The sequence below is a fragment of the Roseovarius sp. MMSF_3350 genome, from assembly GCF_030733425.1.
Taxonomy (GTDB): domain Bacteria; phylum Pseudomonadota; class Alphaproteobacteria; order Rhodobacterales; family Rhodobacteraceae; genus Roseovarius.
The window spans coordinates 22,366-45,983 of sequence record NZ_JASHIZ010000022.1; the positions used below are offsets into that span (position 1 = coordinate 22,366).

The window sequence follows — 23,618 nt, forward strand, 5'->3', positions numbered from 1 at the left end:
CGCATCGCAAGCGGCAGGGCGCGAAAACGGGCTTGCGGGGGGGCTGGCGCGCTTGTAGTCAAGGGGTCCAGCCCTGACCTTGGAGAGCCTTCATGGATGACCAGACCCCGCAACCCGGCCCCGACAGCAGCTATCGCGTGACCGCCGACGAGCTGCGCCAGTTCATCGAACGGTTCGAGCGGCTGGAGCAGGAAAAAAAGGACATTGCCGAGCAGCAGAAAGAGGTGATGGCCGAGGCCAAGGCGCGCGGCTACGACACCAAGGTGATGCGCAAGGTCATCGCGCTGCGCAAGCGCGACAAGGACGATATCGCCGAGGAAGAGGCGGTTCTGGAGATGTACAAGGAAGCCCTTGGAATGGCGTGAAATATAGGCAGGCGCCGCCGGAAGCGATGGTGCGATCAGGCGGCGGTTGGCACAACTATTTTGTCGCGCCGTTGGCGATCAGCCAGTCCCGCACGGTTTCAAGCTTGTTCTGAAGGTGTTTGCGCAGGATCGATGCCAGCCCGTCGCCGTCGCGGGCTTCGAGGCAGGCCATGATCACCTCATGCTCTTCGGTGGCTTTCTTCCAGCGCGCCTCGGTCATGTTGGCGACGAACCGCGCGCGCCGGACCTGGGTGGCCAGCGAGCGGTACTGCACCGTCAGCGTCTCGTTGCGGGCGGCGGCCAGGATGGCTTCGTGGATCTGCTGGTTGAGGTCGAAATACTCGGCCAGCCGCCGCGCCTCGAAATGGCCGACCATCTGATCGTGAAGCTTGCGGATCTCGCGGAGCTCCTCGTCGGTGATGCGTTCGCAGGCCAGTTCGCCGGACAGCGCCTCGAGCGCGCCCATCACCGGGAAAACCTCCTCGAGATCGCCAAGGGTGATCTGGCTGACCCAGGCGCCGCGGTTGGGTTCCAGCACGACGAGGCGGTCGAAGGCGAGCACCTTGAGCGCCTCGCGTAGAGGGGTGCGCGACACGCCAAACATCTCGCAGAGTTCACGCTCGGGGACCTTCGTGCCGGGCGCCAGCTGGCCGCTGACGATCAACTCGCGCACGCCGTCGGCCAGTTCCTGGTGCAGCGATGTCCGCCGCAATGTCTGAACGCCCTTGTTCTGCACGTTCATGTTCGCCGCTCCTCCAGGGCCATGTCCAGTACCCGCGCCACGTGCAGCGCCTCGCGCCGCGTTCCGTCGGAGATCTGGTGACGGCAGGACGTGCCGTCGGCCAGAATGATCGCATCCCCCGCCTCGCGTATCGCGGGGAAGAGACTGATCTCTCCCATCTTGCGCGACACCTCTTCCGTTTCCACGCCATAGCCGAAGGAACCGGCCATGCCGCAGCAGCTGGATTCTATAATGTCGACATCGGTTTCAGGCAATAGCGCCAGCGTTTTCTGGACGGCAGGCATGACATCGTGGGCTTTTTGATGACAGTGGCCATGCAGCTTCAGCGGCTTGCCCAGCGATTTGAGCGGCAAGGTCAGGGTGCCGGCCTCGGTGGCTTCGGCGATGTATTCCTCCAGCATTCTGGCCCGGTCCGCGACGGTATCTGCCTGCGCACCGGGCAGGAGCGCCGGAATCTCGTCGCGCAGGGTCAGCAGGCAGGACGGCTCAAGCCCGACGATGGGCAGGCCTTTCTCGGCGTGCGGCGCCAGCGCATCCAGCAGGCGCTGGCCGGTCTTGCGCGCCTTGTCCATCAGGCCGGTCGACAGGTAGGTCCGGCCGCTGTCCAATGGCTTGGACCGCCCATCTGTCGCCACCGCCACGCGCTTGCCCCCGGCGCGCAAGACCCGCAGGGCGGCGCGCAGGTTCTCGGGCTCGAAATACCGGTTGAAGATGTCGGCAAAGAGGATGACATCCGGGTTCTCGTCCTGCGCCTCGCTGTCGCGGAAGGGTTTCGACGACCAATGCGGCAGCTTCCGCGAAGCGGCAAAGCCGGTGGGCTTTTCCATCAGGCGGGCCAGCAGCGGGATGCTGTTTCGCATGTTGATCAGCCACGGCACCTTCGCGGCGTAGGGCGCGTAATCCGGCATGTAGCCCACCAGCCGCTCGTGCAGGCCCAGCCCGTGTTTCTCGACCCGGGCCGCCGTCACCTCGGCCTTCATCTTGGCCATGTCGACGCCCGTGGGGCATTCGCGCTTGCACGCCTTGCACGACACGCAGAATTTCAGCGTCTCGGCCATCGCGTCCGAGGTCAGCGCATCCGGCCCCAACTGCCCCGACAGCGCCAGCCGTAGCGTGTTGGCCCGGCCTCGCGTCACGTCGCGCTCATTGCGGGTCGCGCGGTAGGACGGGCACATCGCCCCGCCCGCCAGCTTGCGGCAGGCCCCGTTGTTGTTGCACATCTCGACCGCACCCTGAAAACCGCCGCCCGCGCCGGGATAGGCCGACCAGTCAAAGGCGGTCTTCAGCGGCTTCACCTCGTAGTCCGGCGTGTAGCGGAACAGCGACCGGTCATCCATCTTCGGCGCTTCGACGATCTTGTTGGGGTTGAACCTCCGGTCGGGGTCGAACTGGTCCTTCACCCGCAGGAATTGTGTGGTGATCTCGGGCCCGAACATCTTTTCGTGAAACTCCGACCGCACGATCCCGTCGCCGTGTTCGCCCGAATGCGAGCCCTTGTAGTGCGCCACCAGGTCGAATGCCTCCTCGGCGATCGACCGCATCTTCTTGACGTCCTCGTCCAGCTTCAGGTTCAAGACTGGCCGCACATGCAGACACCCGACCGACGCGTGGGCGTACCACGTCCCCTGCGTGCCGTTCTTCTCGAAGATCTCGGTCAGGCCGGCCGTGTAGTCCGCGAGGTCCTTCAACTCGACCGCGCAATCCTCGACGAAGGAGACGGGTTTGCCCTCCTGCTTCATCGACATCATGATGTTGAGGCCCGACTTGCGCACCTCTGTCACCTGCGCCTGCAGGCGAGGGTCGGTCACGTCCACGACTCCACCCCAGCCCTTGCCCTCATTGGACCAGGCGAATCCAAGGTCGCCCATCGTCTCGTGCAGCGCCTTCAGCTTGGCGGCATTGCCCTCCGCGCTGCCTTCGTCGAATTCCACCAGCAAGAGCGCGGCAGGCTCTCCGCGCACCGCCTGCTCGATCGTCGGGCGGAACATCGGGATCTGCCGCGACAGCCCGATCATCGTCGAATCGACCAGCTCCACCGACAACGGGTCCAGCTTGACCAGGTGCTGCGTGGCGTCCATCGCCTCGTAGAAGGTGGGGAAGTGGCAGATGCCCAGCACCTTGTCGCCCACCAGCGGCCACAGGTCCAGCTCGATGGCGGTGAAATAGGCCAGCGTCCCTTCCGAGCCAACCAGCAGATGCGCCAGGTTCACGTCCTCGCCATTGGGCACCAGCGAATCGAGGTTATAGCCCCCCACCCGCCGCGTCAGCTTGGGGAACCGTGCGTCGATCAGCGCCGTGTGCTCCGCGCCCAGATCCAGCATGTCCGCCGCGATCCGGTCAAAGGTGCCGTTGCCGCGCAGCCCGTCGCGGGTGACGGGGCCGAAATGCGCGAAACTGCCGTCATGCAGCACCGCGTCGATGGACCGGACATTGTCGCGCATCGTGCCATACCGCAGCGACCGCCCCCCGCAGGAATTGTTCGCCGCCATCCCGCCGATGGTCGCGCGCGAACTGGTCGAGACATCCACAGGGTACCAAAGCCCGTGCGGCTTCAGCGCCCGGTTCAATTCGTCCAGCACGATGCCGGGCTCCACCACCACGCGGCGATTCTCCACGTCCAGCTCGATGATACCGTTGAAATACCGCGCGTTGTCCAGAATCAGGCCCGAGTTGACCGTCTGCCCGCATTGCGAGGTGCCGCCCCCCCGGCCCGTCAGCGGCACACCCGATTCGGCGGCCGCCGCCAGCGCGATCTCCACGTCTTCGCGCCCCGTCGGCGCCGCCACCCCTTTAGGGGTGATCTGGTAGAAGGACGCATCGGTCGAATAGCGCCCGCGTGACGCGGTGTCGAACATGATGTCGCCGCGAAAGCCTTTTTTCAGCGCCTCTTCAAGCATTTCCCGTTCCTCCCTGCTGCGGTGTTGACATCGTGATACAGCTTCGTGATACATAATTCAAAATTAAAAATGCAATCGGGTTCGGTGACACAGGGCCGCATCCGGGAGGAGGACAAGACACCATGACGCACAAAGCTGGCCGCCATTTTCTGCAGATTCCCGGGCCCAGTGCGGTGCCTGACCGCGTTCTGCGCGCCATTTCGGCCCAGGTGATGGACCACCGCGGACCGGATTTCGCCACGGTCGGCCTGCAGGCGCTCGAAGGCATGAAGACGATCTTCAAGACCGAGCAGGACGTGTTCATCTTCCCGTCCTCCGGCACTGGCGCGTGGGAAGCCGCGCTCGTCAACGTCCTGTCCGAAGGCGACCGCGTGGTCATGTACGAGACCGGCCACTTCGCCACGCTGTGGAACAAGATGGCCAAGCGCCTTGGCATCGAGGCCGAGTTCATCGAGGGCGACTGGCGCGGCGGCGCCGACCCCGAGGCCATCGGCCAGCGCCTGCGCGAGGACACCAAACACGAGATCAAAGCGGTCTGCGTCGTGCATAACGAGACCTCGACCGGTTCGGTATCCCCCATCGCCGAGGTGCGCCGGGCCATCGACGAGGCCGGCCACCCCGCGCTTTTGATGGTCGACACGATTTCCGGCCTCGCCTCGGTCGATTTCCGCTTTGACGAGTGGGGCGTGGACGTCGCCGTGTCGGGCTCGCAGAAAGGCCTGATGCTGCCGCCCGGCCTGTCGTTCAACGCGGTCAGCGCCAAGGCGATGAAGATCTCGGAATGCGGCGGGATGCGCCGGTCGTACTGGGACTGGCAGGATATGCGCGGCCCCAACCAAACCGGCTATTTCCCTTACACGCCGGGTACCAACCTGCTTTACGGTCTGAACGAGGCCATCGCGATGCTGCACGAGGAAGGGTTGCCCAATGTCTTCGCCCGGCACCAGCGCCACGGTCAGGCCACCCGCGCGGCGGTCCGGGCCTGGGGGCTGGAGGTGCTGTGCCGCCAGCAGGGCCAGGAAAGCGGCGTTCTGACTGCCGTGGTCGTGCCCGACGGCCACAGTGCCGACGCCTTCCGCGCCACAACGCTGGAGCATTTCGACATCTCGCTGGGCAACGGCCTGTCGAAGGTTGCCGACCGCGTGTTCCGCATCGGTCACCTCGGCGATTTCAACGATGCCATGCTTATGGGCACCTTGTCCGGCGTCGAGATGGGCCTGAAAAAGGCGGGCATCCCGCATGAGAAAGGCGGCGTTGACGCAGCGATGCAGGTGCTTGACGAAACGGACGTGGCCACGCTGGTCGCCGCATGACGAACTCTGGGCCCGACGCTGCGATGCGCCGGGCCTTAACTTGTCGACCAATTGAAAGGAAACACCGGCAAGTCACCAAGACGCAAACCGCTTCGGACATCCGGAGTGAAACGAGGAACCCAAGGGAGGAGAACCAAATGACGTTCCATTCAATCATCAAACCTACTGCGATCGCGGCCCTGCTCGGATCCAGCATGATCGCGGCCCCGGCGCTGGCGCAGGACGACTACCCGTCGCGCAGCGTCGAGGTCGTGCACCAGTACGGCCCCGGCGGCGGGACCGACCGTTTCGTGCGCGCCGTGGCGCAACCGTTCGAGGAGATCACCGGCGAAAGCATGGTGTCGATCTCGGTCCAGGGTGGCGGCGGCATTCCCGCTGTCGTGAACTTCACCCAGCGTCCCGCCGACGGTCACTCGCTGATGGCGATCAGCCCGGCGCAGATCATCGCGCACGTCCAGGGCCGTATCGACATGGCGGATTTCAAACCGCTGGCCCGCGTCCAGTACGACCAGGCCCTGATCTGGGTGCCCGCGGACAGCGAGTTCGAGACGATCGACCAGTTCGTCCAGCATGCCAAGGACAATCCAGGCGACCTGAAGATCGCACTTTCCGGCGCGGCCGGCTTTGACGAGATCACCGTGGGTCTTTTCGGTCTGGAAGCCGACGCTGAATTCGTCACCGTGCCGTTCTCGTCGTCCGAGATGGTCTCCAACACCCTCGGCGGCCAGGTTGATGCCATGTTCGAGGAATACGGCCCCGCACGCGGTCTCTACGATTCGGGAGACATGCGCCCGCTGGTCGTGTTCTCCGAAGAGCGCCTGCCGGTGCTGGAGGATGTGCCCACCGCAACCGAGAAAGGCTGGGACGTGACGCTGGGCCGCTGGCGTGCCTTTGCCATGCAGGCCGAAGACAGCGAGGAGAACGCCGAGGCGCTTTATGCCGATATCGAAGAAGCGGTCGCGGCGGAAAGCTACAAGAAGTTCGAAGAGCAGAACGCACTTCAATACCGTTCCGAACTGCTGGGCCCCGATGAATTCCAGACCTTCATCGAAGGCGAGATCGAGACCTATACGACCGTGCTGCGCGAACTCGGCTATATCGAGTAGTATCGGCTCTACCCACCGAAAAAGGGGGGCGCCGCCTGGCGCCCCCTCGACCAATGAATGTCTCGGCAGGAGCGGACATGTCCAAAAACGTCATAGAATTTTCGTTCGCCTTCGGATTATGCGCGATTTCGGTCTGGTTCTGGCTGATAGCGGACGGGTTTCCCGTCTCGCCGCGCTACGAAGGCATCGACACCGATTTCTGGCCCAAGATAACCTTCGGCCTGATGGCGGTCGCCTCTGGTCTTGTCGCACTTGGCAGCCTGCGTGATTGGCTGGCGGCGCGCCGCGCGCCCGCTTCGACCTCGGTCAACCCGGCGGATTGGGGCGCAATCGGACGCATGGTGGCAATGGGTCTTCTCGTGCTGGTGTATTTCATCGCATTCGGCAAGGTGGGGTTCCTGCTGTCGACGGTGATATTCCTGTGGGCCGCCTCGGCGATGATCCCGAGTGGAAAGTTCTGGATCAAGGTCGTCTTCGCACCTGTCTTCACCATTCTTTTGACGCTGCTGTTCTCCTACGGCCTGTCGCTTCCGCTGCCGCGGGGTGTCGGCCCGTTCTACGACTTCAGCCTGCTTCTCTACTGATCCACGGGAACCTGCGCCAATGGCCGAATATCTCGACGCGCTCACCTATATCGTGAGCAGCCCGACCAACCTTTTCTTCATCGTCTTCAGCGTGATCTGGGGCATCGCCTTCGGGTCTGTCCCGGGCCTGACCGGCATCGTCGGCGTGGCACTGCTGATTCCCTTCACCTACGCTTTCGAGAGCGAGCAAAGCCTTCTGCTGCTCGGCGGCGTCTATGTCGGGGCGACGTTCGGCGGGTCGATCTCCGCCATCCTCTTCAACACGCCCGGCTCGCCCGAGGCCGCCTGCACCGCGCTCGACGGCTATCCCATGGCCAAGCGCGGCGAGGCGGGCAAGGCCCTGGGCATCGCGCTCGCCTCCTCGGCGATCGGGGGCATTTTCGGCACGCTGGTGCTGATGCTTCTGGCCCCGCCCATGGCACAACTGGCGCTGGAATTCGGCCCGCCTGAATATTTCGCCCTCGCCGTGCTGGGCATCTCGGCGATTGCCTCGATCGGCGGCGGGTCGGTTCTCAAGGGCCTCACCGCCGGCCTCATCGGCCTCGGCATCGCCACCGTGGGCCTTGACCCCATCACCGGCATGGGCCGCTATACCTTCGGCAACAACATGCTGCTGACCGGTATCAGCTTCGTGCCCGTCATCATCGGGACCTTCGCCCTGGCAGAGGTTCTGACCCGCGTGGGCGAAGGCAACAAGTCCTCGACCGCGATCACCGATGTCTCGACGAAGCTGCCGTCGCGCAAGGAAATGAAGGACAGCACCGGCACGCTGGCCCGCTCGTCCGTCATCGGCGCCATCATTGGCGCACTGCCGGGCGTCGGGGCCACCACGGCCTCCTTCATCAGCTATTCCGAAGCCGTCCGCTGGTCGCGCCACCCCGAGAAGTTCGGCACCGGCGTGCCCGAGGGCATCGCCGCGCCCGAGTCGGCCAACAACTCGGCCGTGGGCGGCTCGATGATTCCGCTTCTGGCGCTCGGCATCCCGGGCAGCGCGACCACCGCAGTCATGCTGGGTGGTCTGACCGTGCACGGTATCATTCCCGGTCCCCTGCTGATGGAACAGAATACGCGGCTGGTCTACTCGGTCTTCATTGCCATGATGCTCGCCAACGTTCTCATGCTCGCCTTCGGTGTCCGCGCCGCGCGCTATTTCGCGCTGATCCTGACGGTGCCCTATGCCTATGTCGGCCCCGCCATCATCGTCATGTGCATGACCGGCGTTTACGGGCTCAACGGCAACATGGTCGATATCGGCGTGATGCTGGCATTCGGCGTGGTGGGCGTGCTTCTACGGGTGATGAAATACCCCGTGGCTTCGTTCATCATCGGCCTGGTGCTTGGTCCCATTGCCGAGAAGAGCCTGCGCCAGGGCCTGATGATCGCCGATCACAGCTATCTGGAATTCGCCGCCCGTCCGATTACCGCAACCCTGCTGCTGCTGAGCCTTGCATCGCTGCTTTACGGCTTTTATGGGCAGTACAAACTGGCCCGCGACCGCCGCAAGGACGGACCGTTGGCCGACACGGCCGACTGAGCCGCTTGCGCTGGTTGCGGCCGCCCTCCCGGCCCGCAGCGCGAAACCACACGGCAGGCGCGGGAGGACTCTGCGCCTGCCTTTTTTTGACAAGCGCTCAGCGCGTGGGAAGACTCGGACGGGTTACAAATCCATCCTACGGTGATGTCAGGGCGCGATGAAATTCACGCCTTGGATGCGCTCGATCTCATAGACGTCCTCGTCATAGGCCTCGGACAGGCTTTCGACCAGGTCCTCGGTCCAGCCGGGCAGGTCGAGCTCCTCCTCGATTTCCTCGTCCTTGACGAACTTGTCGAGAAAGGCCGAGATCACGCGGCGCTTCTGCGTTTCCGTCATGCCGGGATGTGAGGCGAGGTAGGTCTCGAACCTTTTCATGCCGGCGGAGGTCATGATTTCCTGCAGCAGGGCGAATTCGCCCTCGAACGCGGCATGCGGGTCGAGCCCGGCCATCTCGCGCAGGACCTGCGCCCAGACCAGCGGGGTGTCCTCGTTGCACCAGATGGTGATCGGCATGTCGGGAAAGGTGTGGCGGAAGCGGGCGACGGTTTCTGACCAACGGAACTGGATCGGGTCGACTCCGTTCAGGAAGTCCGCCATCGTCTCGTGCGGCGTCTTGGCAAAGAGCGCGGGCAGGAGGGTGGCCGGGTCGCGCAGGGCCAGGAAAAGCTCCAGTTCATCATGGGCGAAGATCTGGCGGAACGCCTCGATCCGCGTCTCGGCGGCGGGATAGAACATGCCCTGACCAACGGCCATCTTTGGCGTGCCGAAAAAGGCCTGGTTGGACAGCACGAGCCGGTCGCTGCCCGCATCGTGGTCGATCGCGGACAACACGTTCGCGCGGGTTTCCTCGGTGATCCCGTTTTCGGCCACGGCGTTCAGGATATCGCGCAGCAGCTTGCGGTAGGAAGAAGGGGCGGGCACGTCGGTGCCGATCTCGGCCAGCGGGTCGCGGTTTGCCAGCAAGGTATTGATCAGACGATCCTCGTCCGTCATATGCGCGCCGGCATGGATGACCACCTGCATTCCGTTTTCCCCGTCTCGTGTCTGCGGGCGCAATATAGAGGCTTTCGCAGGCAGTTAAACCGCTTTCGGGCGTCGCGGCGCGCGTTCAGATTTCATCTTGCGGATTGTGCGCGGGATGCGTAATCAGGCGGCCAGTGCCCCTATAGCTCAGCTGGTAGAGCAACTGATTTGTAATCAGTAGGTCCGCGGTTCGAGTCCGTGTGGGGGCACCATTTAAATCTTTTATATTATTGATTTAATTGATTTTAATTCAACTAAGCGCTTGCATGTCCACCTTTTTGTCCACCTAGGGCGCTCTGTTTCAGTGGTTCAGCTAGGTGTCTCAGTCGATGCAGTTAATTTAAGCTAAGGCTTGAGTCTGAGGTGGGGACCGTCACTTATGTAATCACAAGCGGATTGGTCATCGTCGATGTAGATGCTGGCTAATCTTAATCGCGAAGTACTCGCATCAACGGCGTACTCTATACAACGCAATCGACCAAGTGATTTGCTGCAGGAAACACTATCCGCGTATTTAAGGCTCTCCTTAAAATCTTGGTTCAATCGCTCATAGCAGTTTTTTTCACTCTCAAAGCAAGAAGCAAGAAGCAAGAAGCAAGAAGCAAGAAGGAAGGGAACAAACAGCGCGAGGTAAACTTTATTTTTCAAAGTCGGACACTTGGCTTTTGATTGTACTTATCAATTTGAACCCGGCTTCTATCAATCTTCGTTTCGTGGAGATACGCTCAGCTTCGTGCTCAAGCAAGCTGCAGAACAGTACAATTCCATGGTTCGCTGTTAAGCAAGATAGGTCACTCTTCTACGGTCTTTCGTTTTCTAGTTCGTTAAGAAACCAAATACCTAGCATCCAAAGTATTATCGAGCCCCCGATGAACACTATCGCGGTGTGCAAGTCCAAGATGAACGACGTAATCTTATCAAAGCCTATCCAACCGGTAGTGAACATTGATGGGTCACGACATGTGTCCATCCCAACCCATCCACGAGCTTGCCAATTTGTCTCTGCGCAGGAGACATCCGCAAACAACCAATACAAATCGCGGTGCGGTATTTCACCAAACTTAAGCCAGTGCTGTGCTTGATGAAACAGCGGAAGAAAAACCATCATGGCTGCGACAATTAGCCATACAAACCCCAGAACGTAGCCAGCGCCTGTGATAACGGGCGTCAGTTGTGCCCGAATTTCTTCCGGGAGCTTTACGAAGAGGATTGCCCAACTTAAAACACAAAACGTGCCAAAAAGCATTGTGCCCAATGGGTCGATCCACGGATTTTCCATGTCCAAACCATCGAAAAGCCAAACCCATAGATAAAGCCCTGTGACCACCGTGAAGAATATTGCGGTGCACAACGCCCCTAGCCATGATTTCTCTTTGTCACTCATTGCCACAAAATCTTTTTACCACAAAGGCCTTGCGAGCGTCGTTGGCTAGCGCCGCTAGATGTGCGCCAGCGTCGATCTGTTTCAATTCTAGCAATCAGCTGGTCGCTTTTGCGCTTGATCTTCGTCACCGAGCTTAACCATCAAGGTTAAAAACTATACAATTTATGTCGTGATGCAATCAGCATGTGGACAGTCTTTTGGGTCTCGGGGAAGTCATTCTGAAAGGCTGCTGGAAGCCCAGCCTCGGCCAAAAGCTCCGGTTCAAGGGCTCAGGCGGACTGCCCAGCCGGTTGCGCCGAGCGTTTCTTCCAAAGATGGACTACACAATCCCGCTTCTGCTGACTTCGGAGGCGGTTATACTCGATATCTTGCCGGTGGCATCAAGCTTGTGGAGATGTAAGTTGCATATCAGCTAATCTTTGACCTGCGTTGCCGCGCAGACCGCTTCCGGCAGGTTTCACTGCAATACACGGCATCCACGCGCTTCCAGACCGGCATCACGTCGCCGCAACTGACACAATTCCATCCTCTGGCATAGTTAAGCGCCAACTTTTTAGCCCGCCGTCGAACATGCGTCGGGTTTTGCCAGGAATATACCGACCACGCGACGCGTACATATGGCGGGTCCAGGTCTTCGATCCAGATTGAACAGTCTTCCCAATTCGGCAACTCGGCACCTCCCGCTACATTATACGGGTTCTGCCGTTGGATTCATTGATTTTTTCGAACTATCCGGATGTTGCGACGAGGTATTCCAAAGCTAATCGGACAAGTCACTTTCTGGAAGGAGACTTCACGCTAAAGGCCAGTACCCACGCCAATATTTGTTGTTGCGGACTCAGCAAGAAAAACGCGCTAGAGTTTGCAACGGGCAGGTCTTTGAAGCCTTTGGTTTACTCTGCAGGAAGCCCGCTCAGTATTTGCCCGCATAGGACTCTAATAACTTGGAAAACTTTAGCTGTTTGACAGAAACCAAGAATGGAATGGATAGCTCTCGATGTTTAAGGCGCTTAAGGTACTGATAATTCTTCTTCTTCTTTTTCCCATGGCTGGATGCTTTTCGTCAAAATCAGTTTTCTTGGATGAAAACTCTCCAAACACCGTGGCTGTCCTACCGGAGAAGTCTTTAGTTTCATTTGCTGATTTCGTGCAGGTGATTTCGTTGAAATCCGGGTACGAGAAAACTTACGTGTCCGACGAGTTCGACAATATCGTTTTTTTGAGCATAGCCGACGAAAAGAAGGAAGAAGCTTACGGTGGATTATTCAGGACATTGCTTGTGCAAGCTACGCACAAATCCTCGGGACGTACCTACTATATAGTCGGTCAACAATTCAGCGACCGAGAAGCGGTCCACCTCGGAAGAAGCATTGGTAAACTTCTGCAGGTTAAGCATAAAAACTTTTGGTGGGAGAAGCCCAGCGGATTTCGCGGCTTTCTGGAAGCCAGGGGTATTCTCGACGAAACCGCAAAGCTTGTTCCAGAAACCGGCATAACGTTAGACCGTGATAGCTTCGACAGCTTGCTCGATGCGCTTCCAGAAGTTCCAAAATACATGCTTTCACAACAAATGTATGGGCTCGTCGAACTCGGCCTGAGGGAGTCGTCTGAGCTTGATATTTTCATTTTCGATATGAGTAACGATGCTCACATGGCTGCTGCCTCTGGGATTGTTGAGGACTTAGAGCAGTTTGGGCGAGTGCAAATCAATTTCCCTGCCAACATCAGAGAAGCGTTGAATGACTGGTATTTGGCTAACTGCAGCCGTATGGGCGTTATTAGTCAGTCCACCGGCGAGAACAGCCCCGGTGCCGGTATACTTTTTTCCGACTTTAAAAAATCCGGCAGGGCTTGCGCGACGACTACTGGCTCAGAAACCTTCTCTTACTCTGTTCGAGCAGTTGACCCTGGGAATTGTAGTGAAACGGCGGAAACTCAAAAATGCCAAATAAAGATGAGGCTCTCTTGCAATCATAAATCCACACTTGGCGGCGAAGCGGTCGGAAGCACGATCTGCTCGTTCTACAACAGCCTTTCCGTGCCTGCGATAGTGCACTTGAAACGACGTTCTGACGGTTATCTCGAAGTCATGGACGTCCAAGCCGTAAAATAACTATCTTCTACCGGGTAGGTCAGCGTTACCACCGTTACCCCCTATAGGGGGTGGTAACGGACGTAACGACAGCATGACCGCGTTACAGGCCGTGAATGGTAACGGCTCGTAACGCACGTAACGGTCACTCATCGCAGCGCCAAACGTGGTCATCGAAGATTCGCACCACTTCCTTGGTGTGCAGGGCCTTCTTGACGGCGTGGAAAGCCCGGCGCTGGGCGCTGTCGCTCTGGCCATCAGACAGACCGTGCCGGTCGCAGAGTTCCCGCCAGACCGACAGCGGCACGCAACGTCGGTTGGACGGAAACTGGTCGCTGTGCATCTTCTTGCCCTTGGCGGCCAAGGCATCGTCCAAGGCCTGCATGGCGATTTTCTGCTGGGCACTCAGGCGCGGGGCCTGCTTGATCGGTTCTGTCGGCTCGACCACGGCAGATGTCACAGGTTCGCCGTCTTCGTCTTCCCCAATTGCCACATCGCGCAGCACATACGCGAAAACCCTGCCGGTCGGCATGTCGCGCTGCTTACGCGTCTCAGCCATGATGACTGGCCCGGAACGGGTCAGCTGAATTTCGGTATCCACCGCCGCGCGCAAGCTGCAGCTGCCACGCGCGCCTTTCGACGCATCTTTTCCGCTGTGATGAATGACCATAATATGTGCGCCGGTCGCGTTGCGGATATGGTCCAGGCTGCGCACGAATGCGCCCATGTCACGGGCCGTGTTTTCGTCGCCGTCGCCCATCGTGCGGGCGAGGGTATCGACAACGACAAGGCCGATCCGCGCGGGAAGGGTCGAGAACACCTTTACCAGTTCTGCGGCATCGGTTGCGCCGCACAGGTCCAGCATGGTGGGAAGCAAGGTGAACCCGTGCCGCTTTTCAGCCTGCCGGATCAGGTCCGCGTTGTCTTTGCGTATTGCCTCGATACGGTTGTGCATCCCCGATCCGCCTTCGCCCGCGACATAGACGACGCAGCCAAAGGGGTCAGTCGCAGGCGGCACCTTTGCCCCGTGCCAAGACTCGCCCGCCGCGACGTGCATGGCAAGGTCCAGGGCAAAGAACGTCTTTCCCACATTGCTTTCGCCATAGACCACGGACGTCGCGCCCCGGTCGATCCAGGCTTTCACCAGGTAGCGCGAGGACAGGACCGGCTTGATACTGTCCAGAGGGCGCAGCGCCGCCTGCAAGTCTCCGGCGCGGCCCGACAGACGTTCTACCTCGCTTTCTGTCTTCTTGCGGTCCTTATTTGCTATCTGCTCGAAAGGGTTTGCCTGCTTGTTCATGTTTGACCCTTCAAAAATTCAAGAAACTGGTCACGCTCCAGCGGCGTGAACCGATTGACGCAAGCCACCGCGTACGCGGCACGTTCTTCGGGCGCTGCCAGATCAGCCCACCACCGGGCATCGTCCATGATGTCACCGAAAGGGGCCAAGGGTGTTCCAGCGTCGCCCGGCGCCTCTGTGGCGACCAAATGGACAAAATCGGGGCCTGCGGCTCGCAAGGCCGCGCAAGCCGCCGTGGCGGCCTCCTGTGGCGTCAGGCGCGCTTGCCAAACCACGGAGGCTGCGAACCATGCATCGCGCGAGTCCAGCGTCAGGGCATAGCCCAGCGCCTTCGCGGCCTTCTTGTGCGCAGGCTTGGCATAGCGCGCCATCCTCGACCGGGGGGCCGGGCGAGACGCCCGACCCTCCATGTTCTTGCTGTTGAAGTCCTTCATCCGCCATTCCCCCAAATTATGACGGCCAAGGCATTGGCTTGCGCTTCGGTCAGCCCGTGCAAGCGACGCAGATACAAGATTTGAAGCCGGGTCATCAGGCCGCCTCCGCGCCGTTGGCGCGCTGCACGCGGCTTCTGAGAACGTAGCGGCCATGTGTGCCTTTGAACGGGCCGTCATGCGCCTCGTGGACGGTCTCGATATCGAAGCCCAGGCCGCGCAGGTTGAAGACATATGCCGACCAACGCGGGCCGGGCCTGTCGATGGGCGTGCAGCCTTTGCGCCCCGCCGCTATCAGGCATTCCAGCGCCCAGCGGTCTCTGCCAGCGACCGGGATTTGCAGCGGTTCGGCGTTATCGTGATAAATGGTGAACAGGGCTTCGCCCCAATCGGTCGTATGAGCCATGTCGGCCTCCATGCTTGATCCACGAAGGCGCTGGGCGTATGTGTGGGGAGTATCCGGAAAGATATATTCCCGCTCACTCTGCCCGCGTCCGCGTGGAAGGGTTGAGCGGGTCTTATTCCGCATGTGCCGCGATAGCGGCGTCGATTTCGGCTTCGACCCAATACAGGCGCCCCCCGATTTTGACCGGCTTAGGCAGGCGACCCTGCTCAAAATCGCGATAGATGGTGGTGCGGCCTCGACCGCCTAGCTTGGCTTGCAGGTCCCGGAAGGTGATGTAGCGTTTCATGTGACACCGTTGATGCGGTGCGCTACCCGTTTGACCACATTGCGCACCGATGGGTCGTGGTTGGCGAATCACTACACCCTGAAACGCCGTGCCGTCTTTAAGGCACCTTTCAGGTCTGATCGGCTCCCGAATTGAGCCGCTGACGGCTACGGTTGGGGCCAAGCTTTCCTGAGCATCCCCTCGGTCACTTTCCTGCCCAATACCGCACCGACAAATTCAGGGAACCGTTTCGCACGGGGCCCAATGGCAAGACCCCAGCGCCTGTATTCGTAACCCGGTTCGACCCAGCTTCCAGGTGGAGTGGCCCGCGCTTGAGATACTTCCGCTTCGTCGAGAACCCTGCTTAGGAACGCTCTAAGGCCAGCCGTTTCGGGGGTGGAAGAAAGGGTGTCGGCCTCTAAGGGTGGCCTTTTCTCTAACCCTTCACGCATCCGATGCGCGGCTCGCGCTAATGCTTTGTATTCATCGCGAAAGCAAAACTTGTCGGTACCAAAATATATTTGAACAGCGGAGACAGTGTCTCGGGCAGCTTCCTGTTCATCGCCGCAAGAGCCGGCGGGGTACTGTTCTCCCAATTCAACCAGTGCTCCGCAAAACCTCAGGAGTTTCTCGCGCAATGCATTCACCTCTTTGAGCGGCGGTGCTTTTGACAAGTAGCTATATTCCCAGTCAAAGCCTTCGGCACAAAAAAAGATTTCCTTGCGCTCTTCACTGTTAAAAGATTTTCCGGAGGCGGCTTCAATTTTCGCCCAAGGCATATCGGCCACGTGATGATACCTAAACTCGATCGACGCGGCTGCCGGCAACACTTCCTTTCCTCTAGCCATTGGCTCGCGTCCGGTTAGCCATCTGAACGATTTCGGTAGTTGTACCCTTCACGTGACCAGCCCAACGCTCCATCAACGCTTGCCTTTGTTCGATGTAATCCGTGCGCCGATAGCTTCGCTCCACCGCGCTTCCAACGGTATGGCCCAGCGCCGTCTCTGCGACGTCATGCGGCGTGTTTGTCGCCTCTGCGACCCAATCGCGGAAACTGGACCGGAATCCGTGCGGGCGCTCAGCCATGCCGCGCCGTTCCATGAATTTGCTCATCGTAATGTCAGAAATGACACCTTTTCTGACGCCAGAAAAAAGAAAGCCGTCACGAGCAAAGGGCGTGGCTTCTGCAATGACGCGCTGGGCTTCTTGCGACAGTGGCACCCGAAAATCGGCTGTTGCGCCCACGCGGCCTTTCATCGCCTCTGCCGGAATGGTCCAGATATCGCCGTCGATCTGGTCAAGATGCATGTGACGCAGGGGATAGCTGCGCACCGCCGTCAGGATAAGCAGGCGCAGCGCCAGTTCCGTAGTGGAACCGCCGTCGAGCGATTGATAAAAGCCGGGCACGTCCTGCCAGTGAAGGCTGGGAATGTGTTGCGCCTTGTGGCGTTGTTTGCCCAACAGCGCCTTTGCCCTCTCGGTCGCTTGCAAGTCTACTTCCAAACCCAGCGCCGCCGCATGTCGCAGGCAGATGCTAAGGCGGTTCATTGCCTTGCGCGCGGTATCGGCTTTCTCGTGCCAGATAGGGGCCAGCGTGTCGCGGATATCGCGTTGGTCAATCTGGGAGACAGGCATTTTTCCCAGCTTGGGCAATACGTGCAGTTCAAGAGGGGTGAACCATCGGCCCGCCTTGCCGTCGCCTTTCAGTTCCGCCTTGCGGCTTTCAAAAGCGTCGAGGGCGATATCGCTCAGTATATGCATGTTGCGTTCGGCTTCGCGCGCCCGACGTTCCCGCTCTTTGATCGGGTCTTTCCCTTCACGCGCCACGATCTGCCATTTCTCAGCTTCCAGCCGCGCGGCTTTGAGCGAAACAGCCGGATAACCGCCCAGACCCATTTCGTGCCGATTGCCAAAACTGGTGTAGCGCAGGAACCAAGTTGCCACGCCATTGCCCCGGACGTGCAACCATAGTCCGCCACCATCCGAATACTTCCCAGGGGGTTTGTTTTTGAGTTCTGCGTTGGTCAGTTTGTGCCTGGCGCGCGCCATGTCCTGTCCACCTTTATGTCCACCCTCAAGATATGGGGTACTGTGGAACGAATTGGAATGGGGTGAAACAGGAAAATCTTTTAAAATAGGGGAATTTAGACAGGTGCGGTTCGTAGTGGTGCATCAAGATATAGGTTTACGATGCCGTGTGGGGGCACCATTTCTGCCCGGCCTGCCGACTCCGGCTGCTTGAGGCCGTCTGACGCGGCGCTTGTCTTCTCCGCCCTCAGATTGACGAAGCGCGCGTGCGCCAGGGTTGTCCCCGGCATCCCCTGCCTTCTGCCCCCCAAAAAAACGTGATTGGACCTGTGATCGCAGGCCGGGGCTTAATCGCGGCATCTGATGCACAAGTCATTTCATGGAGGATCACGTGATGGGGCGGATTTCAGGGCTGGCGGCGCTGGCTTGCCTGCTGCCGGGGGCGGCGCTGGCGATCGAGGGCGAGCGGGTCGAGGTCAGGGGAGAAATCATCGACACCTGGTGTTACTATTCCGGCGTCATGGGCGGGCCGGACGCCGTGGTGGGCACGGCGCATCACACCTGCGCGCTGTGGTGCTCGGCGGGCGGCATACCGGTGGGCCTCCTGGGAGACGATGGCGAGGTCTACATGGTGCTGAAGATCGAGGGGGACGGCGCCTCGGCCAGCGGCGATACGCAGCTGCGGCTCGCGAGCCACGAGGTGACGGCGGACGGGATGCTCTATCGGCGGGACGGGTTGAATTACCTCGTGGTCGAGGAGGTGGTGACCGACCACGGGATCATTAACCTGAGCCACGACATCTACGGCCCCGTGCCGCCCTTTGCCATCCCCGAACCGACAGAATGAGGAGCGAGAGCATGAAGCGGATTGCGATGACGGTGGCCGTGCTTGGCCTTGGCCTGCCGGCGGCGGCGCAGGATTTCTCGGAGGGCTCCGAGGCGAAATCCTGGAACCTTGCGGCCGAGACACCAGCACGGTTCGAGGCGACAGTGGTGGATATCCTTTGCGAACTGACGGGCGACTGCGCCGAGAATTGCGGCAGTGGCAAGCGGCAACTGGGGCTGGTGCGCACGGCCGATGGCGTGCTGGTCTATCCCAACAAGAACAGCCAGCCCGCCTTTACCGGCGCGGCGCTGGAGCTGGCGCCGTACTGCGGTGCGGAGGTCGAGGTGGACGGGCTGATGATCGAGGACCCGGAACTGGGCGCCACGAACATCTATCTCGTGCAGAAAATCCGGGAGGTCGGGGAGAGCGAATGGGTGACTGCCAATAGCTGGACGAAAAAATGGGCCGAGGCGCACCCCAATGCCGAAGGTGAAGGCCCGTGGTTCCGCCGCGATCCGCGCGTGAAAGGCATGATCGGGAAAAGCGGCTATCTTGGCCTCGGGCTGGAGGCGGACGCGGCCTTTATCGAGGAGTGGTTCTGATGAGGAGAGCGCTTGCTGTTTCGGCGTGCCTGGTGGCGGGGGCGGCGCTGGCTCATGACGGCGAGGATCATGGACAAGCCGCGCCGGCGGTTCCCGAGGAGCGGTTGGAGGCCGCGTTGAAGGATGCGCCGACCGCTCTGCCATGGCAGGTTGGCGGGCCGTTCGAATTGACCGATCACTTGGGCCGAACGCGCACGCAGGCCGATCCGGAGGGTCGGCATCAGCTGCTCTTTTTCGGCTATGCCAACTGTCCCGGCATCTGCAGCGCGGCGTTGCCGCTGATGGCCGATGCGGTGGCGCAGTTGGAGGCGGACGGGGTGCAGATCTCGGCGCTGGTGGTGACGATCGACCCCAAGCTCGACACGGTGGAGACGATGGGGCCGTCGCTCGCTGAGGTGTCGGACGATCTGCTGGGGCTCACCGGCACGCCTGAGGCGCTCGACATGGCCTATGACGGGTTCCGGGTGGAGTTCGAGCACCTGTTCGACGACCCGGAATACGGGCCGATCTATAGCCATGGGAGCTTTATCTACGTGCTGAACCCTGCGGGCGAAGTGCTGACGCAGATGCCGCCCGTCCTGCCGCCGGAGCAGGTGAGTGCGATCGTGCGGAAATACGTGGAGGGGTAGGAGGTCCCGGGTCAGGCCCGGGACGGGGAGTGCGACGTGGCGGGGAGGTCCCGGATCAGGTTCGGGACGGGTGGCGCGAGGTGGCTGGGAGGTCCCGGGTCAAGCCCGGGACGGAGTCTTGGCGCGGATGCGCCAAGACTCCGCTTGCACGCCCCAGCCACCATCAATAGATAGCCGGAGTGATTTTGACCGCCGCGGACGCCTCCGCGGCCTTTTTGCAATGGAAGGACGAACATGCAGGTCACAGAGACGCTCAATGAAGGGCTGAAACGCGGCTACAAGATGACACTGTCGGCCAAGGAGCTGGACGACAAGGTCATGGACAAGCTGAAAGAAGCGCAACCCGATGTCGAGATGAAGGGGTTCCGCAAGGGCAAGGTGCCGCTGCCGCTGCTGAAAAAGCAGTTCGGCGAGCGTGTCATGGGCGAGGCCATGCAGGAAGCCGTCGACGGCGCCATGAGCCAGCACTTCGAGGACAAGGGCGAGCGCCCCGCCGCCGAGCCGGCCGTCAAGATGGTCAACGAAGACTGGAAACCGGGCGACGATGTCGAGGTCGAGATGACCTACGAGGCGCTGCCGGACATCCCCGAGGTGGACCTTTCCAAGGTGAAGGCCGAGAAGCTGGTCGTGAAGGCCGGTGATGCGGAAGTCGACGAGGCGCTGCAGAATCTGGCGTCCAGCGCGCAGGACTTCAAGGACCGCAAGAAGGGCACCAAGGCCAAGGACGGCGACCAGGTCACGATCGATTTCGTGGGCAGTGTCGACGGCGAGGCCTTCGAGGGCGGCAGCGCGGAGGATTACCCGCTGACGCTCGGCTCCAACAGCTTCATTCCCGGCTTCGAGGAACAGCTGGTCGGCGTGAAGGTCGACGAGGAGAAGGTGGTCAAGGTCAGCTTCCCCGAGGAGTACCAGGCGCCGCATCTCGCCGGCAAGGACGCCGAGTTCACCTGCACCGTGAAGGCGGTGAAGGAGCCGGTGGCGGCCGAGATCGACGACGCGCTGGCCGAGAAGTTCGGGGCCGAGAGCCTGGACGCGCTGAAGGAGCAGATCGCCGAGCGGCTCGAAGCGGAGTATGCCGGTGCCGCCCGCGCGGTGATGAAGCGCGGCATCCTCGACCAACTGGACGGGCTGGTCAGCTTCGATCTGCCGCCGAGCATGGTGGAGGCCGAGGCCAACCAGATCGCCCATCAGCTGTGGCACGAGGAAAACCCCGACGTGCAGGGCCACGACCACCCCGAGATCGAGCCGACGGACGAGCACAAGACGCTGGCCGAGCGCCGCGTGCGTCTGGGCCTCTTGCTGGCCGACCTGGGCCAGAAGGCCGAGGTGCAGGTGACCGACCAGGAAATGACGCAGGCCGTCATGGAGCAGGCGCGGCAATACCCGGGGCAGGAGCGTGAATTCTTCGAGTTCGTGCAGAAGAACCCGCAGATGCGCCAGCAACTGCGCGCGCCGATCTTCGAGGACAAGGTCATCGACCACATCGCCGATCAGGCCGAGATCACCGAGAAAGAGGTGTCCAAGGACGAGCTGGAGAAAGAGGTCGAGAAGCTGGAAGACTGAGGTTTGCCGGTTTCAGGATCAGGGAAGGGCCGTCCGTCGAGGGCGGCCTTTTTTTGTTGTGGTGATGAAGGCGAGGGGGACGAAGGCGCGGAGCGGAATGTTCGCTTTGACCCCATAATTGCCACACTCACAAAGCGCCCGCGCGGAGCAAGGGCGAAGCCCGCCGCGCATCGCCGGGCCGTCCTCCGGCACGGCGATTTCGCAGGTGAAGTGCCACGACATCAGGTTGGATGTGCTTGGCAGGGATAAATTGCCCATCACCATCGTCGGCTCGCCGCACCACGGCCCGTCGATGCGCGTCTCCTCACCGTCAGAACATAACGTCCGCTTTGTCCCACATAGCAGACCCGTCCCGGACCTGATCCGGGATCTCCTGCCGCACGCACATTCGCAGAGCCCGAAGACAAAGAAAAAGGCCACCCACGCGCGGTGGGCGACCCTTGTTCGCGGCGATAAGCCCGCGATTACTTGTCTTCGCTCTCGTCGTCCGAGTCGGCGTCGTCCGAAGCGGACTCTTCCTCGACGGCTTCGGCCAGGTCCTCGTCTTCGGAGGCGGCGGCACCGATATCTTCGAACAGTTCCGCGATCTCGAAATCGGCGGCTTCCTCTTCCTCGGCGGCCACGTCCTGGATGGTGCGGCCCGACGCCTGAAGCTCGGCCTCTTCGGGCGAGCGGGCGACGTTGAGGACGATATGGGCCTCGACCTCGGGGTGCAGGTGCACCTCGACGTCATGCAGGCCCAGCGTCTTGATCGGCTGACGGATCAGGACCTGCTTGCGGTCGACCGAGTAGCCTTCCTCTGTGGCGACGGCGGCGGCGTCACGGGTCGAGACCGAGCCGTAGAGGTTGCCGCCATCGGAGGCCTGGCGAATCACGATGAACTTCTGTCCGTCGAGACGGGCCGCCAGGGCCTCGGCTTCTTTCTTGGATTCCAGGTTGCGCGCTTCGAGCTGGGCTTTCTGGTCTTCGAAAGAGGCGATGTTCTCTTTCGAGGCGGTCAGCGCCTTGCCTTGCAGCAGCAGGTAGTTGCGGGCGAAGCCGGGCTTCACCTCGACCACATCGCCCATCTGGCCCAGCTTGGCCACGCGTTCGAGAAGGATGACTTGCATGGGTCTTTCTCCTTATTTGACGGCGTAGGGCAGCAGGGCGAGGAAGCGGGCGCGCTTGATGGCGCGGGCCAGTTCACGCTGCTTCTTGGCCGAGACGGCGGTGATACGGGAGGGCACGATCTTGCCACGCTCGGAAATGTAGCGTTGCAGCAGCTTGGTGTCCTTGTAGTCGATCTTGGGCGCGTCCTCGCCAGAGAACGGGCAGACCTTGCGACGACGGAAAAACGGTTTCGCAGCCATGGGTTAGTGTCCTTTCTTCAAGCGATCAGGGGCGACGTTCGCGGCGGTCGCCACGCTCGTCACGTTTCTGCATCTGGACCGAGGGGCCTTCCTCGTGCTCGTCGACCCGGACGGTCAGAACGCGCATGACGTCCTCGTGCAGGCGCATCAGGCGTTCCATTTCCTGCACGGCCTCCGACGGGGCGTCGGTGCGCAGGAAGGCATAGTGGCCCTTGCGGTTCTTGTTGATCTTGTAGGCCATCGTCTTGACGCCCCAGTACTCGGATTCGACGATCTTGCCGCCGTTATCCGTAACCACGGTGCTAAAATGTTCGACAAGGCCTTCGGCTTGCGTATTGGACAAGTCCTGACGCGAGATAAAAACATGCTCGTAGAGCGGCATGTGGGTTCCACTTCTGTCTGGGCGCATTTCAAAGGCGGGCCTGAGATCCTTTCGCGGCCCGTCCACGAGAGACTGCGCGGTTCGATATACATGCGAAAGGAAGTGGGCGTATACGACGCATCCGGCATCTTGGCAAGGGGCGTTGGGGGGCCGTGAAATTGCCCGCGCACTGCCCTGATGCGGCCAGCGGCCTGCCGCATTTTGGTCTCGATTGCTGCGCAGTCTCGAACCAACGACCAGATGGGCGAGGACTGATCGATGGCACATGCATACGACACGCGTTTCCAGGGCACGGCGCTGACCGACGGGGACTCCGAAGCCGAGTTCGCACCGAGCGCCCCGCGCCGGGCGTTGATCGCCTGCGCCGGAGCGGCGCTCTGCATGTCGGCCGGCGGGCTGTGGCTGGTACCGTCCGAGGACGCGGCAATGCAGCTGATCAAGCTGCTGGCATCGGTGCTGCTGCTCTTGGGAGGGCTCATCATGTTCAACGGCCTGAACCGCGACGAGGCAGCCCCCGAAGTGCAGATTGACCCGGTCAAGCGTCAGCTTCGGGTTTATGAGTACGACGCCAAGGGGCGATCGACCCTGAAGGCCTGCCACGACATCGACGCGTTGCAGGAGCTGTCGGTGCACAAGCGCAGCCTGAGGGCCAGGGACGCGGCCGGCGTGCTGGTGCTGGACATGCCGCTTGGCTCTGACGAGGAGGCCAGTGCCATCCGCAGCGTGATGCCCCGCACCCGTTGAACCAAGGCAGGCCCGCACGCCGCGGGCTGTTCATCGCTCCACACGAAGTGTTC

The 23,618-nt window shown here is 61.0% G+C and carries 24 protein-coding genes and 1 tRNA gene; 12 read left to right on the plus strand and 13 right to left on the minus strand.

The features are described 5' to 3' along the window. Positions 1–92: 92 nt before the first annotated feature. Positions 93–365, plus strand: coding sequence for a DUF2312 domain-containing protein (locus tag RBB31_RS17555; protein ID WP_306130557.1), 273 nt, complete (start codon positions 93–95; stop codon positions 363–365). A 55-nt stretch (positions 366–420) separates the two neighbouring features. On the opposite strand, the gene RBB31_RS17560 is transcribed toward RBB31_RS17555, so the two are convergent. Then, positions 421–1,107, minus strand: coding sequence for a GntR family transcriptional regulator (locus tag RBB31_RS17560; protein ID WP_306130558.1), 687 nt, complete (start codon positions 1,105–1,107; stop codon positions 421–423). Continuing rightward, a complete protein-coding gene (locus tag RBB31_RS17565) occupies positions 1,104–4,004 on the minus strand; it encodes an FAD-binding and (Fe-S)-binding domain-containing protein (protein WP_306130559.1) in 2,901 nt (966 codons plus the stop codon). Before RBB31_RS17565 ends, RBB31_RS17560 begins: the two co-directional genes overlap by 4 nt. 122 nt (positions 4,005–4,126) lie before the next feature. Here RBB31_RS17565 and RBB31_RS17570 point away from each other — a divergent pair, with 122 nt between their 5' ends. The 4 genes from RBB31_RS17570 to RBB31_RS17585 all read left to right on the plus strand — a co-directional run bounded on the left by RBB31_RS17570 (position 4,127) and on the right by RBB31_RS17585 (position 8,541). Next, positions 4,127–5,317 (plus strand): alanine--glyoxylate aminotransferase family protein, encoded by a 1,191-nt coding sequence (locus tag RBB31_RS17570; protein WP_306130560.1) that lies wholly within the window; start codon positions 4,127–4,129, stop codon positions 5,315–5,317. Positions 5,318–5,454: 137 nt separating this feature from the next. Then, the gene (locus RBB31_RS17575) at positions 5,455–6,423 is read left to right on the plus strand and encodes a tripartite tricarboxylate transporter substrate binding protein (RefSeq protein WP_306130561.1); all 969 of its coding nucleotides are present in this window, start codon (positions 5,455–5,457) and stop codon (positions 6,421–6,423) included. 77 nt (positions 6,424–6,500) lie between these two features. Next, entirely contained in the window at positions 6,501–7,007 is a 507-nt protein-coding gene (locus RBB31_RS17580; protein WP_306130562.1) for a tripartite tricarboxylate transporter TctB family protein, read from the plus strand. Between the two features lie 19 nt (positions 7,008–7,026). Continuing rightward, on the plus strand, positions 7,027–8,541 hold the full coding sequence (locus tag RBB31_RS17585; protein ID WP_306130563.1) for a tripartite tricarboxylate transporter permease: 1,515 nt from the start codon (positions 7,027–7,029) through the stop codon (positions 8,539–8,541). Positions 8,542–8,688: 147 nt separating this feature from the next. On the opposite strand, the gene RBB31_RS17590 is transcribed toward RBB31_RS17585, so the two are convergent. Next, complete coding sequence (locus tag RBB31_RS17590; protein ID WP_306130564.1) at positions 8,689–9,564, minus strand: hypothetical protein; 876 nt, start codon at positions 9,562–9,564, stop codon at positions 8,689–8,691. Between the two features lie 136 nt (positions 9,565–9,700). Here RBB31_RS17590 and RBB31_RS17595 point away from each other — a divergent pair. After that, positions 9,701–9,776 (plus strand) — tRNA-Thr (locus tag RBB31_RS17595). Between the two features lie 587 nt (positions 9,777–10,363). On the opposite strand, the gene RBB31_RS17600 is transcribed toward RBB31_RS17595, so the two are convergent. Next, positions 10,364–10,948 carry a hypothetical protein gene (locus tag RBB31_RS17600; RefSeq protein ID WP_306130565.1) on the minus strand — a complete coding sequence of 195 codons (585 nt, stop codon included), beginning with the start codon at positions 10,946–10,948 and terminating at the stop codon, positions 10,364–10,366. A gap of 997 nt (positions 10,949–11,945) precedes the next feature. Here RBB31_RS17600 and RBB31_RS17605 point away from each other — a divergent pair. After that, positions 11,946–13,061 (plus strand): hypothetical protein, encoded by a 1,116-nt coding sequence (locus tag RBB31_RS17605; RefSeq protein ID WP_306130566.1) that lies wholly within the window; start codon positions 11,946–11,948, stop codon positions 13,059–13,061. 124 nt (positions 13,062–13,185) lie between these two features. Here the strand turns inward: RBB31_RS17605 and RBB31_RS17610 are convergent, their stop codons facing one another. The 6 genes from RBB31_RS17610 to RBB31_RS17635 form a co-directional block, all read right to left on the minus strand. Continuing rightward, positions 13,186–14,340, minus strand: a complete 1,155-nt coding sequence (locus RBB31_RS17610) for a helicase RepA family protein (protein WP_306130567.1) — start codon at positions 14,338–14,340, stop codon at positions 13,186–13,188. After that, the gene (locus RBB31_RS17615) at positions 14,337–14,774 is read right to left on the minus strand and encodes a hypothetical protein (protein ID WP_306130568.1); all 438 of its coding nucleotides are present in this window, start codon (positions 14,772–14,774) and stop codon (positions 14,337–14,339) included. Before RBB31_RS17615 ends, RBB31_RS17610 begins: the two co-directional genes overlap by 4 nt. 94 nt (positions 14,775–14,868) lie before the next feature. Continuing rightward, a complete protein-coding gene (locus RBB31_RS17620) occupies positions 14,869–15,177 on the minus strand; it encodes a hypothetical protein (RefSeq protein ID WP_306130569.1) in 309 nt (102 codons plus the stop codon). Positions 15,178–15,289: 112 nt separating this feature from the next. Further along, the gene (locus RBB31_RS17625; protein ID WP_306130570.1) at positions 15,290–15,463 is read right to left on the minus strand and encodes an AlpA family transcriptional regulator; all 174 of its coding nucleotides are present in this window, start codon (positions 15,461–15,463) and stop codon (positions 15,290–15,292) included. A 146-nt stretch (positions 15,464–15,609) separates the two neighbouring features. Continuing rightward, positions 15,610–16,290 (minus strand): hypothetical protein, encoded by a 681-nt coding sequence (locus RBB31_RS17630; RefSeq protein ID WP_306130571.1) that lies wholly within the window; start codon positions 16,288–16,290, stop codon positions 15,610–15,612. Next, a complete protein-coding gene (locus RBB31_RS17635) occupies positions 16,283–17,491 on the minus strand; it encodes a site-specific integrase (RefSeq protein WP_306130572.1) in 1,209 nt (402 codons plus the stop codon). Before RBB31_RS17635 ends, RBB31_RS17630 begins: the two co-directional genes overlap by 8 nt. A 358-nt stretch (positions 17,492–17,849) precedes the next feature. Between RBB31_RS17635 and RBB31_RS17640 the strand changes: the two genes are divergently transcribed. The 4 genes from RBB31_RS17640 (at position 17,850) to tig (ending at position 21,090) form a co-directional block, all read left to right on the plus strand. After that, positions 17,850–18,317: a hypothetical protein gene (locus tag RBB31_RS17640; RefSeq protein ID WP_306130573.1), complete on the plus strand. Its 468-nt coding sequence runs from the start codon at positions 17,850–17,852 to the stop codon at positions 18,315–18,317. A gap of 11 nt (positions 18,318–18,328) precedes the next feature. Next, on the plus strand, positions 18,329–18,898 hold the full coding sequence (locus RBB31_RS17645) for a hypothetical protein (RefSeq protein WP_306130574.1): 570 nt from the start codon (positions 18,329–18,331) through the stop codon (positions 18,896–18,898). After that, positions 18,898–19,527 carry an SCO family protein gene (locus RBB31_RS17650; RefSeq protein ID WP_306130575.1) on the plus strand — a complete coding sequence of 210 codons (630 nt, stop codon included), beginning with the start codon at positions 18,898–18,900 and terminating at the stop codon, positions 19,525–19,527. The genes RBB31_RS17645 and RBB31_RS17650 overlap by 1 nt, the downstream gene beginning before the upstream one ends. Before the next feature lie 234 nt (positions 19,528–19,761). Next, positions 19,762–21,090 carry a trigger factor gene (gene tig, locus RBB31_RS17655; RefSeq protein ID WP_306130576.1) on the plus strand — a complete coding sequence of 443 codons (1,329 nt, stop codon included), beginning with the start codon at positions 19,762–19,764 and terminating at the stop codon, positions 21,088–21,090. 464 nt (positions 21,091–21,554) lie between these two features. Here the strand turns inward: tig and rplI are convergent, their stop codons facing one another. From rplI to rpsF, 3 genes are read right to left on the minus strand one after another with little or no spacing between them, the layout of a single operon-like run. Further along, a complete protein-coding gene (gene rplI, locus RBB31_RS17660; protein WP_306130577.1) occupies positions 21,555–22,199 on the minus strand; it encodes a 50S ribosomal protein L9 in 645 nt (214 codons plus the stop codon). A gap of 12 nt (positions 22,200–22,211) precedes the next feature. Continuing rightward, positions 22,212–22,439, minus strand: coding sequence for a 30S ribosomal protein S18 (rpsR, locus tag RBB31_RS17665; RefSeq protein WP_057794178.1), 228 nt, complete (start codon positions 22,437–22,439; stop codon positions 22,212–22,214). A gap of 25 nt (positions 22,440–22,464) precedes the next feature. Beyond that, complete coding sequence (rpsF, locus tag RBB31_RS17670; protein ID WP_306130578.1) at positions 22,465–22,821, minus strand: 30S ribosomal protein S6; 357 nt, start codon at positions 22,819–22,821, stop codon at positions 22,465–22,467. A gap of 258 nt (positions 22,822–23,079) precedes the next feature. Here rpsF and RBB31_RS17675 point away from each other — a divergent pair, with 258 nt between their 5' ends. Continuing rightward, positions 23,080–23,565, plus strand: a complete 486-nt coding sequence (locus RBB31_RS17675; protein WP_306130579.1) for a hypothetical protein — start codon at positions 23,080–23,082, stop codon at positions 23,563–23,565. Positions 23,566–23,618: the final 53 nt, after the last annotated feature.